The 11897-nt window shown below is 57.9% G+C and carries 12 protein-coding genes and 2 tRNA genes; 5 read left to right on the top strand and 9 right to left on the bottom strand.

Annotation, left to right across the window (positions count from 1 at the left end):
- Positions 1 to 274: 274 nt before the first annotated feature.
- The 9 genes from BN873_RS13205 to BN873_RS13165 form a co-directional block, all read right to left on the bottom strand.
- Positions 275 to 351, bottom strand: a tRNA-Met gene (locus BN873_RS13205).
- Positions 352 to 427: 76 nt separating this feature from the next.
- Complete coding sequence (gene ychF / locus BN873_RS13200; RefSeq protein ID WP_048674427.1) at positions 428 to 1519, bottom strand: redox-regulated ATPase YchF; 1092 nt, start codon at positions 1517 to 1519, stop codon at positions 428 to 430.
- 5 nt (positions 1520 to 1524) lie between these two features.
- Positions 1525 to 2145 (bottom strand): aminoacyl-tRNA hydrolase, encoded by a 621-nt coding sequence (gene pth / locus BN873_RS13195; RefSeq protein WP_048674428.1) that lies wholly within the window; start codon positions 2143 to 2145, stop codon positions 1525 to 1527.
- An 87-nt stretch (positions 2146 to 2232) separates the two neighbouring features.
- Complete coding sequence (locus BN873_RS13190) at positions 2233 to 2865, bottom strand: 50S ribosomal protein L25/general stress protein Ctc (protein WP_048674425.1); 633 nt, start codon at positions 2863 to 2865, stop codon at positions 2233 to 2235.
- 100 nt (positions 2866 to 2965) lie between these two features.
- Positions 2966 to 3901: a ribose-phosphate pyrophosphokinase gene (locus BN873_RS13185; protein WP_048674423.1), complete on the bottom strand. Its 936-nt coding sequence runs from the start codon at positions 3899 to 3901 to the stop codon at positions 2966 to 2968.
- Positions 3902 to 3954: 53 nt separating this feature from the next.
- Positions 3955 to 4029, bottom strand: a tRNA-Gln gene (locus BN873_RS13180).
- 20 nt (positions 4030 to 4049) lie between these two features.
- Entirely contained in the window at positions 4050 to 4922 is an 873-nt protein-coding gene (gene ispE / locus BN873_RS13175; RefSeq protein ID WP_048674421.1) for a 4-(cytidine 5'-diphospho)-2-C-methyl-D-erythritol kinase, read from the bottom strand.
- A complete protein-coding gene (gene lolB / locus BN873_RS13170; protein ID WP_048674419.1) occupies positions 4910 to 5557 on the bottom strand; it encodes a lipoprotein insertase outer membrane protein LolB in 648 nt (215 codons plus the stop codon). Before lolB ends, ispE begins: the two co-directional genes overlap by 13 nt.
- A 3-nt stretch (positions 5558 to 5560) precedes the next feature.
- The gene (locus tag BN873_RS13165) at positions 5561 to 7228 is read right to left on the bottom strand and encodes a tetratricopeptide repeat protein (protein WP_171820479.1); all 1668 of its coding nucleotides are present in this window, start codon (positions 7226 to 7228) and stop codon (positions 5561 to 5563) included.
- Between the two features lie 492 nt (positions 7229 to 7720).
- Here BN873_RS13165 and hemA point away from each other — a divergent pair, with 492 nt between their 5' ends.
- The 5 genes from hemA (at position 7721) to BN873_RS13140 (ending at position 11755) form a co-directional block, all read left to right on the top strand.
- Positions 7721 to 8989 carry a glutamyl-tRNA reductase gene (hemA, locus tag BN873_RS13160; RefSeq protein WP_048674415.1) on the top strand — a complete coding sequence of 423 codons (1269 nt, stop codon included), beginning with the start codon at positions 7721 to 7723 and terminating at the stop codon, positions 8987 to 8989.
- Positions 8986 to 10068, top strand: coding sequence for a peptide chain release factor 1 (gene prfA / locus BN873_RS13155; protein ID WP_048674413.1), 1083 nt, complete (start codon positions 8986 to 8988; stop codon positions 10066 to 10068). The genes hemA and prfA overlap by 4 nt, the downstream gene beginning before the upstream one ends.
- Positions 10065 to 10922 (top strand): peptide chain release factor N(5)-glutamine methyltransferase, encoded by an 858-nt coding sequence (gene prmC, locus BN873_RS13150; protein WP_048674411.1) that lies wholly within the window; start codon positions 10065 to 10067, stop codon positions 10920 to 10922. The genes prfA and prmC overlap by 4 nt, the downstream gene beginning before the upstream one ends.
- 64 nt (positions 10923 to 10986) lie before the next feature.
- Positions 10987 to 11466 (top strand): CreA family protein, encoded by a 480-nt coding sequence (locus BN873_RS13145; protein WP_048674409.1) that lies wholly within the window; start codon positions 10987 to 10989, stop codon positions 11464 to 11466.
- Between the two features lie 40 nt (positions 11467 to 11506).
- Entirely contained in the window at positions 11507 to 11755 is a 249-nt protein-coding gene (locus BN873_RS13140) for a hypothetical protein (RefSeq protein WP_048674408.1), read from the top strand.
- Positions 11756 to 11897 lie beyond the last annotated feature (142 nt).

Here is an 11897-nt window from a genome sequence, read left to right as displayed (position 1 = left end):
TTCGATGTCTAGCACCGTCTTTGGACACATCAAATCTTCCCCCTAGGGGGAAGATCTTATGTGTCAAGGTGCGACGCATTTGACGTGTCGTTTTACATTGTTGCTGCCCCGTCATCGCCTCGCCGATTTCGATGTCTAGCACCGTCTTTGGACACATCAAATCTTCCCCCTAGGGGGAAGATCTTATGTGTCAAGGTGCGACGCATTTGACGTGTCGTTTTACAGTCACTTTACACACAAAGAGATCGAAAAGTCGCGTAACTGATTGATTAGATGGTGGCTACGGGTGGACTTGAACCACCGACACCGGCATTATGAGTGCCGTGCTCTAACCACCTGAGCTACGTAGCCATTACGAGGGAGGTAAAAAAGAGCTAGTGATTATCGGTATACAACTCTCAAGCGTCAAGAAAAAATAGACTTGAAGTCAAACATTGAACCGAAAATGCATCACATCGCCTTCCTGTACGACATACTCCTTACCTTCCAAGCGCCACTTGCCAACTTCACGGGCGCCGGCTTCCCCGTTATGAGCGATGTAATCGGTATAGGCGATCACTTCAGCACGAATGAAGCCGCGCTCGAAGTCAGTATGGATCACTCCGGCCGCCTGCGGTGCCGTGGAACCGGTGCGAACCGTCCAGGCACGGACTTCTTTAGGGCCAGCGGTAAAGTAAGTTTCTAACCCCAGCAACGCATACGCTGCATGAATCACCCGATCCAGCCCCGGCTCGGCTAAGCCATAATCGGCTAAAAACTCCGCCTTATCAGCATCATCCAATTCAGCCAGTTCCGCTTCAATAGCTGCGCACACCGGCACCACCCCAGCACCTTCTTCACAAGCAATGGCTTGCACCTGCTCTAACAACGGATTATCGGTAAAGCCATCCTCAGCGACATTGGCGACATACAGCACCGGCTTACCGGTCAGCAAAAACAGCTCCCGCAAACCCTCGCGCTCATCGGCACTCAGCGTCAGAGTGCGCAACGGTGCGCCAGTATCGAGATGTGCCCGTACCTGCTCCAATAACGCCCTGCGTTCGAGCGCTTCCCGACCACCGGCCTTGGCCGCTTTCTCGGCACGCAAGAGCGCTTTCTCAATCGTCGCCAGATCGGCCAGCGCCAGTTCAGTATTGATCGTCTCAATATCAGAACCCGGATTGACGACACCGGAAACGTGAATCACATCGTCATTTTTAAAGCAGCGCACCACATGGGCAATGGCATCAGTCTCGCGGATGTGACCTAGAAATTGATTGCCCAACCCTTCGCCCTTGGACGCACCGGCCACCAAACCAGCGATATCGACGAACTCCACAGTGGTCGGGATGATTTTCTGCGGTTTGACGATGGCGGCTAGCGCTTGCAGCCGGGGATCAGGGACCGACACCACCCCGATATTGGGATCAATGGTGCAAAAAGGATAATTCTCAGCCTGAATTCCGGCTTTGGTCAGGGCGTTGAACAGGGTGGATTTGCCGACATTCGGCAAACCGACAATACCGCATTGGATACCCATCTTTTTTAACCCGATCCTCGGTTTACGGAAAGACTCGCCGGAGCCGAAGCGGATTCGATACGGCGGCTGTGCAGCGTTTGCATGGCTTTGGCCCACTCGCCAGCGATAATCTGTGGCACTTCACGCAGCGCATCGACGATAGCGGTTTCAATGAGCGTTCGTTCCGGCGCGGGTGTCCGCTGAAGTACGTAACCCAGCACGTCGCGGCTATCGCCAGGATGGCCGATACCCAGCCGCAACCGCGCAAAATCATTCCCACCCAACTGCGCGATCAGGTCACGCAGGCCGTTGTGGCCACCGGCACCCCCACCTCGTTTCAGCCGTACCGTACCGGTCGGCAAGTCCAAATCATCGTGAATCACCAAAATTTCTGTGGGTGCGATGCGATGGAAGCGGGCCAGCGCGGCAACCGCCTGACCGCTGCGGTTCATGAAGGTCATCGGCTTGAGCAGCCATAGATCCCGGTCAGCCAGCGTGATCCGACACGTATCACCGTGGTACTTGGCATCGGGACGAAATTGAGCCGACTGCTGGCGGACTAGCGCATCGACTAACCAGAAACCCGCATTATGGCGGGTATCCGCGTATTGCGGGCCGGGATTGCCCAAGCCCACCAGCAAGCGCAGCGGGGATGAGCGCCCGCTGCCCTCAGTTCGGGCAGCGGTACTCTCAACAGCACCGCTGGCAGGCAAGAGTCAACGCCTCGCTCGATCTTAAGCGGCTGGGGTGGTCGGTGTTTCGGCGCTGGCGCCACCTTCATCACCATGCGCGTGATGAATACTGACCACGATAGGGTCCTGCTCGGAACCGGCGACGATGTGATCAGCCAGTTCGACACCCGCCGGCAACCGAATATCAGTCAGGTGCAGCGCGTCACCGATACCCAGATTGACGAGATCGACTTCGATAAATTCCGGCAGATCCTTCGGCAAACAGGCGATTTCAATATCGATCAATGCACGGCTGACCACCCCACCCTGCTGCTTGACCCCACGGGAGCTTTCCTCGTTCAGGAAATGCAGGGGCACATGCACCGTTAGCTTACGATCCGCGCTGACTCGCAGGAAATCCATATGTAGGATGGTTGGTTTGAACGGATGGCGTTGCATATCGCGCAGCACGACGCTTTCAGTGCGATCCCCGAAGCTCAACGTCAAGACGTGGGAATAAACCGCTTCGTTCTTTAGCTGGTTGAGAATATCCAAATGGCTCAAAACCAGTGGTTGTGGGTCTTGGCCACCACCGTACAGGATGGCTGGCACCTTGCCGGCACGGCGCAGGCGGCGGCTCGCACCTTTCCCCAAATCGCCACGCGGCTCGGCTTTCAATTCAAATGTGACGCTCATCAGCAATACACTCCATCAGGTTAAAAATAAAAAGACGGTGCACTCGCGACCAAGCGCACCGTTATTCGATCCGCCGCTCAGTCAGCAGCGGTGGGCGAATTTACATGAACAGGGAACTAACCGATTCCTCAAGGTGAATACGCCGCATGGTTTCGGCCAATAAGCCGGCGACGCTGATCTGGCGGATATTCGGGCAAGCAACCGAGGCTGGGCGCAGCGGGATGGTATCGGTGACAACCAGTTCATCCAGCACGGACTTACGGATATTTTCGACGGCGGCACCGGAGAGCACGGCGTGAGTACAATAGGCTCGTACCGAGGCGGCACCCTGCTCCTTCAATGCCTTGGCAGCCAAGCATAGCGTTCCGGCAGTATCGACCATATCGTCCACCACGATACAGTGCTGGCCTTCCACGTCACCGATGACATGCATGACCTGGGCCTGATTGGGTGCAGGTCGGCGCTTGTCGATGATCGCCAGATCGGAATCATCCAGCAGCTTAGCGAGCGCGCGGGCACGGACGACACCGCCGACATCCGGGGAAACCACCATCAAATCGCCCAGATTGCGGGCGCGAATATCGTTCAGCGCCATCGGCGTGGCGTAGATATTATCCACCGGCAGATCGAAGAAACCTTGAATTTGGTCGGCGTGTAAATCCACGGTCAGCACCCGATCCACACCGACACTGGTGATCATATTGGCGACGACTTTGGCGGAAATTGGCACCCGCGCTGAGCGCGGCCGGCGATCCTGCCGCGAATAACCAAAATAGGGGATGACCGCCGTGACCCGCACCGCCGAAGAACGGCGCAGCGCATCAGCCATCACCAGCAATTCCATGATGTTATCGTTGGTGGGATAGCAGGTTGGCTGAACGATGAACACATCCTTGCCGCGCACATTCTCCATCAACTCGACCATCACTTCACCATCGCTGAAGCGACCCACAACAACCTGACCGAGGGGTAGTTCGAGATGGCTGACGATATCGCGGGCCAGTTGCGGATGGGCATTGCCCGCGAAAACCATCATTCGACCTTCATACACGGCGAGTTTTTCCCTACTGTGGGTTTGCTCTGGGAGAGTGGCTGGGCCGCCAGGATTCGAACCTGGGAATGCCGGATCCAAAATCCGGTGCCTTACCGCTTGGCGACGGCCCAAAAAACTGTAGCGCTTCAAGTTAAGCGCACGCGGCGCGTTCCCGCGCCAAGCGCTCGTGCAGCGGCGAGCGATTCCGCCCTTGAGCGACGAATCCGGTCCAGTTGGGTGGTAACTGGTCCAAGATCTGCTTAGCATCGGTTTCCGTATCAAATGCAGCGAACACACACGCACCCGTTCCGGTCAAATGCGCCTGTCCGTACTGGCCCAGCCAGGCCGCTGCCGCCGCAACCGCCGGGTGGCGACGATAGACTACGGCTTCACAATCATTGCCGCCTGCACCCATCACGAAGTCGGTTATTGTGATTGGGGGTGAGTTTCTTGTCAATTCCGGGTCTGTGAAGATAGCGCCCGTAGCGACTGGACAGGCAGGCACCAAGACCAGAAACCAAGGTTCATCCAATACCAGCGGCGTTAATTGTTCGCCGACACCTTCCGCCCAAGCCGCCAGGCCACCGACAAACACAGGGACATCGGCGCCCAACCGAAGCCCCAGAGCGGCCAATTCCTCCAGCGACAAGCCGGTTTGCCAGCAGTGGTTCAGAGCGACCAGCGCAGTGGCGGCATCGGAGCTGCCGCCGCCGAGTCCACCACCCATGGGCAACCGTTTATCAATGCGGATCGTCGCGCCCAAGGGACTGGCCGTCACTGCTTGCAAAAGGCGGGCAGCGCGCACGGTCAAATCGGCTTCCGTCGGTACACCAGCCACCTCGCCGACTCGCTCGATCAGCCCATCCGCACGCGGCGCAAACCACAGCCAGTCGCAGTGATCTACAAACTGGAATACCGTCTGCAATAAATGGTAGCCATCTGCACGCCGACCGACGATCCGTAGCATCCGATTCAGCTTGGCCGGGGCCGGCCAGGGAGCACCCTCCAGATCTATAGTGTCCATCGCTCGATCACCAGCTTGACGCTCAAATCCTGGCGGTGAGCAGCGATACGGGTAGGCAACTCGTGGGCAGCGGCTGGTGCATAGTCCGTATAATCAATGATCCAGCCGTTTTGCTCCAAGCGGGTCAGCCGGCCAGTAGTATCACTTTGCAAACTGGTTACTGGACCCGGTTCCGGGACGCCACGGAGCCAGTAACGCAAACCGCTGACAGGTAGCCGAACCCCCAGCGCTTCGGCCACCAAGGTGTCCGCATCAGGCGCCACGCGCTGTTGACCATCCTGGGTTTGGATGCTGACCTGTTCACTCTCTCCTCGGATCAGTACGCGACCCTGGCCGAGCGGCCCGATCAGATCGATGCGGTAGCCCGTCTCCTCTTGCGCCCACTGAAACGAGGCGTGCCAACCTTCTTGACCGTTGACGATGCCAATTCGGCCGACCGCTTGCCAACGGATCAAGCGACTGAGTTGCGCTTGGCGCGTTATCCAGGCGTGATCATTGATGGGCGCTACAGACGGCGGTATTGCGCAACCGGCCAGGAATGCGGCCAACACCAGTGAGGCAAGCCGGTATCCGTACCGATTGGCGTGCCGGGTGGTCAAAAGGTGAAAGCAGTGCCAATAGGGTACGGTATTCATCGCTTACCAACCAAACCGCTCACGCAGTCGCCGCAACTGGATGCTATCGGGTTCCTTAGCGGATGCCGCCCGCCAAACTCGCTTGGCTTCGTCACGTTGGCCGCTGACCCATAAAACTTCGCTAAGGTGGCCGGCAATTTCTGCATCAGGGTTCTTCTGGTACGCCCGACGCAAAAATTCCAAAGATTTCAAATGATTACCCAACCGATATTGCACCCATCCCATGCTGTCCAGCACAGCCGGGTCCTCGGGCAAAAGCGCCAACGCTTGCTCGATATAACCCAGCGCTTCTTGATGGCGGTCGGTGCGATCAGCCAGGGTATAACCCAACGCATTCAGCGCCTGACCGTTCTTCGGATCGGCAACAAGAATCGCGCGCAAGTCTTGTTCCAGCACGTCCAGGCGGTCCAACCGTTCAGCAGCCAAGGCCCGTGCATAGCGCAGATCCTTATCATCCGGGTGGACTGTCAGGGCACGGTCGAGGGTATCGAACGCCGCCTGATGGTGGTTTGCTTCTCGCAACGCCTCGGATTCGGCCAGATAAAGGCTAATGCCGTTTTGTGGGTTATTGCGGCGCAGCGTATCAAAATGTTGGGTGACGGCCGGAATTGCCTCGATCTTGGCCATCACCACGCCCATGCGCATCTGGGCATTCAGATAGCGCTCCTCGCCCTTGATACGCCCGTACCACTCGCGGGCTTTGGCAGGAGCACCCCGTTGCTCCTCGATTCGGCCCAACTCGTAATAGGCATCCGCTAAGCGGACCTTGCGCTTGACCAGATCTAAAAAATAGCTTTCGGCCAAATCAAACTGCCGGACTTCCGCAGCCAGCAGACCCAGCGCATAGAGGGATTCGGTGTCCTTGGGGTTTTGACTGACCAGAGCCGCGAACTGGCGGCGGGCTTTTTCAAGCTGATTGGTTTCCACCAGCAAGCGGGCATAGTTCATGCGCAGATTGCGGTCACCCGGCAAGGCGACGACTGCCTGACTCAATCCCGTCACTGCCGCATCGTTCTTGCCCTGATCCAGCAGTAGACGAACCCGCAACTGATGGGCTGGCGCCATCTTCGGGTCTCTAGCCAATGCCAGATTCATAGCGGCCAGCGCTTGATCGCGCTCGTTAGAGGCAGCCGCCAGCAAACCGAAATAGTAGTGGGCAAAGGCCGAACGCGCGTTGCGGTCGCGGAATTGCCCCATCACGCGCAGGACGCCCTGCTTGTCATCGGCTTGGGTCAGCAGCGAAGCCAGGGTCGCATAGCCCTCTTGCTTATCTTTGACCGCAGCCAGACGGCGAACCGTTTCAAGATAGTCGGTGGCTTCTTCGACTCGGCCATTGCGCAACAGCGCTAACGCCATCGCTTGCCGGGCTTGGTCATTGCTGGGCGCCACCGTTTGCCAGCGCTGTGCCAGTTCCAAAGCGGCCGAGTTGTCTTTGACTAGCAAAGCCAGCATGGCGGCACGTTCTACGATCTTTGGATCATCAGTGACAGCTGCCGCTTGCCGGTAATTGGCCAGGGCCACATCGAGCTGATCACGCTTGCCAGCCAACTCGGCCGTGAGCACTTGATAGAGCAGCTCGGCGCGTGGGTTCGATGCCAGCGGCGGCCGGATCTTAAATTCCGGCTCCGGTTGAACCGGCGCTTGCGCATCCACCGTTGTTGTGCAACCCACTAGCCATAGCAAGCCTAAAAAACTAGAGATTCTTAAGAAATTTTTCATTGGCAAGAGAGATCTATCTATCACGTTCAGTCGCCAGAGCCACTCGGAGCAGTATCGTTGCTAAACCCGTTACACCTAATTCCCAACAATCGACCCAATGAGAGCCGCCGCCGAGACAAAAGATTCACTAGCCGTATGATCGGGTAGAAATTAGACCTTGTCATCCGTTTGTTTTATCCCGCAAAATTTCATCAAAATTAGGAGTTACGCAGTTGAAATTCTAAGTGATTGATTAATGGAAAATTTCGGTTGTCTACCGCACAAGTCGATTTCTTTTAAAATCAGAGTGTTAGAGATCCAACTGCGTAACTCCTAAAAATAAACTCTGATTTGAAACCTCCCTGTTCAGAGGGATAATCGTGCCTGGGAGAGGCGCCGCTTCTTCCACACTGTTTCGCCCGATCACGGGCGCGGATTGAAACCGACCGATCCAGTTACGCCGTTATGTCCTTGTTGGCGCTTGGCCTTAACCACCGAACCGCGCCGGTCGCTGTGCGCGAACGTGTGGCGTTTGCTCCTGATGGCCTGAATACCGCTTTGCGGGATTTGCTCGCCAGTGGCGGCGCCCACGAGGCTGCTATCCTATCAACCTGTAATCGTACGGAACTTTATTGCGGCCTGAAAGAAACCGACGATCAGCGGATTACCCAATGGCTAGGCGATTACCACCAGCTACGTGCGACGGATTTGCAGCCCTATCTGTATCAGCACACCGAGCAAGGCGCCGTGCGCCATATCTTACGAGTCGCCGCCGGGCTGGATTCGATGGTACTGGGCGAACCGCAGATTCTCGGTCAGGTCAAAACCGCGTATCAGACGGCTAACAGTGCGGGCACCCTCGGCACGATCCTGGATCGGCTGTTCCAACACACCTTCGCCGTTGCCAAACAGGTGCGCACCGATACCCGCATCGGCGCCAGCCCGGTGTCGGTGGCCTTCGCGGCGGTCGGCCTGGCAAAACAGATTTTTGCCGATTTACCCAAACGGACTGCGTTACTGATTGGCGCGGGCGATACCACGGAACTGGTTGTTCGGCACTTGCATGAAACCGGTATCGGCCGCTTGATCGTGGCCAACCGCACGCTAGAGCGGGCGCACGCGCTGGCCGCCCGCTTCGCCGGTTACGCCATCGCCTTGGAGGAGATTCCCAGTCATCTGGGGGAAGCCGATATCGTCATTGCCGCTACCTCTAGCCCCAATTTGCTGCTGACGGCGGCTCAAGTGGGCGCCTGCCTGAAACAGCGGCGGCGCCGACCGATGTTCATGGTCGATTTGGCTGTGCCGCGCGATATCGAAGCTGCCGTAGCAGACTTGGATGACGTGTATCTGTATACGGTCGATGATCTTAAAGACATCATTCAAGAAAATCTGCGCTCCCGCCAAGCCGCTGCGCAACAGGCGGAAGAAATCATCGCGCATCAGGTTGAGCACTTCATGGGGTGGGTGCGTGTCCAAGAAAGTGCCGCCGGCATCAGTCTGCTACGTCGGCGGGCTGAAGCGATGCGTGACGAAGCCCTGGCTCGCGCGCTGGGACAGCTCGAACGTGGCAAAAATCCCGCCGAGGTGCTGCGTATGCTGGCCGATGGCCTAACCAATAAACTGATTCATACGCCCTGCGCTGGCTTGCGCGAGGCCGCTGCCCGAGGCGATGCTGACATGCTGGATTCGATCAAGCGTTTATATCAATTGGATGGCAAAGGATTCGACCGATGAATCCATCCATGCTGGCCAAACTGGAACAGTTGGCCGCTCGTCATGAAGAAGTTGGTGCCCTGTTGGCCGAACCGGACGTGATCGCCGATAACGACCGTTTTCGTACCTTATCGGTGGAATACGCGCAGTTGGAGCCGGTGGTAGAAGGCTTTCGCGGTTATAGCCGGGTGCTGGATGATCTGGCATCCGCCCGCGAGATGGCTGGCGATAGCGATCCAGAATTGCGCGCCCTGGCTCAGGACGAAGCGCTGGATGCCGAAAACCGTCGGGATGCGCACGAGCGGACCCTGCAATTGCTGTTGCTGCCGCGTGACCCACACGATGCCGGCAATGTGTTTCTGGAAATCCGCGCCGGCACCGGCGGTGATGAGGCGGCGCTGTTTGCCGGTGATTTATTCAGGATGTATATGCGCTATGCCGAATTACGTGGCTGGAAGCTGGAATTGTTGGGTGAAAGCGTCGGCGAACATGGCGGTTATAAGGAAGCCATTGCCCGTATCATCGGCCAGGGTGCCTATTCGCGGCTCAAGTTTGAATCCGGCGCGCACCGGGTACAGCGCGTACCAGAAACCGAGGCGCAAGGCCGCATTCATACCTCGGCGGCTACGGTCGCCGTCCTGCCGGAGCTGGCCGAAGTCGAAGAAGTGGAGATCGGTGCAAACGACTTGCGCATCGATACCTTCCGCGCGTCGGGCGCTGGCGGTCAGCACGTCAATAAGACTGACTCCGCCATCCGCATTACCCACTTGCCCAGCGGCATCGTCGTGGAATGCCAAGACGAGCGCTCGCAACACAAAAACCGGTCGCGGGCCATGTCGCTATTGCAGGCGAAGCTGTTGGCAGCGGAGCGCGAAAAACAGACCAGCGCCCAAGCACAAACCCGCAAGCTGCTGGTGGGCAGTGGTGACCGCTCCGAGCGCATCCGAACCTACAATTTCCCGCAAGGTCGGGTCACCGACCACCGGATCAACCTCACCCTTTACAAGCTGCCCGATATTTTGGAAGGGAATCTCGATGCGGTGATTGAGCCGTTGATCCAGGAATATCAAGCGGATCAGTTGGCGGCACTTGCTGGGTGAGTAGGGTCACGCTTGGGGCGCTGTTAGCCGATGCCGCCGACCGATTGGCTGCAACGAGTGAGACAGCGCGCCTGGATGCGGAAATCTTGCTTGCCGCTGCGTTGGGGCGCTCGCGGAGTTACCTGCTGGCGTGGCCGGATCAAGTTCCTAATCTGGAGCAAACCACTCGCTTCAACGCTTGGCTAGAGCGGCGGCTGGCTGGCGAGCCGGTTGCCTATTTATTAGGGCGGCGGGAGTTCTGGTCGTTGGACCTTGTGGTGACGGCCGAGACGTTGATCCCCCGCCCTGAAACCGAATTGCTGGTCGAATTGGCGTTGGCGCGGTTGCCGATGGAGCGACCGGTGGCAGTTGCCGATCTGGGCACCGGTAGCGGCGCGATTGCGCTAGCGCTGGCGGTCGAACGGCCATTGGCGCGGATCGTAGCGACTGACCGCAGCCCAGCGGCGCTGGCCATCGCCCGCCACAATGCCGAACGGCTGCGTATCCGTCATCTCGAATTCCGCGCCGGCGATTGGTGTGCGCCATTGGCCGGTGAGCGTTTCGATCTGATCGCCGCCAATCCGCCTTACGTTGCCGTTAGCGATCCCCGCTGGCGGGTGGGTGCTTTGCGGTTCGAGCCACCTGAAGCGCTGATTGCCGAGGAAGAGGGCTTAGCGGCATTGCGGGCCATCATCAACCAAGCGCCGGCGTGTTTGCTGCCGGGTGGATGGCTGATGCTGGAACACGGCTATGATCAAGGCGAAGCGGTGCCAGCTCTGCTGCGGCAGCGGGGTTTCGTTGAAATCGCTGATTATTGCGATGCTGCCGGAGTGAGTCGCTGTGCCGGCGGCCGCTGGCCAGCTAATCATTGCTGATTACCAGCCGATTCGAGTTGCGGTATTCTCGCCAGCCATTCTGTTAATTCTCTGGAGATCGCGCATGAAACGCATTCTGATAGGCACTTTGTTGGGTGGGGCACTGGCGCTGACGGCGCAGGCTGAGGAAATCGGTAGCGTTGATACGGTTTTCAAGTGGTTAGGGCCGGATAACAAAATCGTTATCGAAGCGTTCGATGATCCCAAGGTGGCGGGCGTCACTTGCTACGTCAGTCGCTCCAAGACCGGCGGGATCAAAGGCGGGCTGGGATTGGCTGAGGATACCTCGGATGCGTCCATCGCCTGTCGGCAAGTTGGACCTATCAGCGTCAAAGAGAAACTGAAGGATGGTGAGGAAGTGTTTACTGAGCGCCGCTCACTGCTGTTTAAGAAAATGCAGGTGGTGCGCTTTCTGGATGAAGCCCGCAACACGCTGATTTATCTGGTCTACAGTGATCGAGTGATCGAAGGTTCGCCGAAGAATTCGGTCACGGCGGTGCCGATCATGCCTTGGGGCGGTCAACCGGCCAAGATAACGCCGTAACCGGCCATCTCGGCGTCGGCGACAGGTGCTGGAGCGAGCGATGGCCACATTTCACGAACTGCAAAACCGGCGACAGGATTTGCTGAACGACTTGGACGAACTGGAAGAAGCGGCTGCGGAATTGACGACCGCGCTCACTGCACCGGACCCCAACGACGAAGAGACCCTGGACAAGCAGCGCCAACATTTAGCCTGGCTGGACCGGCAGCGGGCCGGGCTGCTGGTGGTGCTGAGCGAAACGGAACGGGCGCTGCTGGCATTCGATGCCGACGGTGAGGACCCGCGTTAAGCTCAAGCCAGTCCCAGCAGCCGTTCTTCCTCTTGGACTTGTCGTGTAGTGCCCCAAAAAAGACTTCCGCTGGTTAAGAGAGTATAGCGACCTCCTGGGCCAAGACGGCGGCGGGGGTGCGATACGCGAAATGGCTGTGTAA

The sequence above is a fragment of the Candidatus Competibacter denitrificans Run_A_D11 genome (assembly GCF_001051235.1).
Lineage (GTDB): Bacteria > Pseudomonadota > Gammaproteobacteria > Competibacterales > Competibacteraceae > Competibacter_A > Competibacter_A denitrificans.
Note: the sequence above shows the minus strand (reverse complement) of the source record. Positions and strands in the feature narration are given on the sequence as shown.

Excerpts from the sequence above, each read along its gene's own strand:
- ychF (WP_048674427.1), bottom strand. The coding sequence starts at position 1,519 with ATGGGTATCCAATGCGGTATTGTCGGTTTGCCGAATGTCGGCAAATCC.
- BN873_RS13190 (WP_048674425.1), bottom strand. The coding sequence starts at position 2,865 with ATGAGCGTCACATTTGAATTGAAAGCCGAGCCGCGTGGCGATTTGGGG.
- BN873_RS13185 (WP_048674423.1), bottom strand. The coding sequence starts at position 3,901 with ATGATGGTTTTCGCGGGCAATGCCCATCCGCAACTGGCCCGCGATATC.
- ispE (WP_048674421.1), bottom strand. The coding sequence starts at position 4,922 with ATGGACACTATAGATCTGGAGGGTGCTCCCTGGCCGGCCCCGGCCAAG.
- lolB (WP_048674419.1), bottom strand. The coding sequence starts at position 5,557 with ATGAATACCGTACCCTATTGGCACTGCTTTCACCTTTTGACCACCCGG.
- hemA (WP_048674415.1), top strand. The coding sequence starts at position 7,721 with ATGTCCTTGTTGGCGCTTGGCCTTAACCACCGAACCGCGCCGGTCGCT.
- prfA (WP_048674413.1), top strand. The coding sequence starts at position 8,986 with ATGAATCCATCCATGCTGGCCAAACTGGAACAGTTGGCCGCTCGTCAT.
- BN873_RS13145 (WP_048674409.1), top strand. The coding sequence starts at position 10,987 with ATGAAACGCATTCTGATAGGCACTTTGTTGGGTGGGGCACTGGCGCTG.
- BN873_RS13140 (WP_048674408.1), top strand. The coding sequence starts at position 11,507 with ATGGCCACATTTCACGAACTGCAAAACCGGCGACAGGATTTGCTGAAC.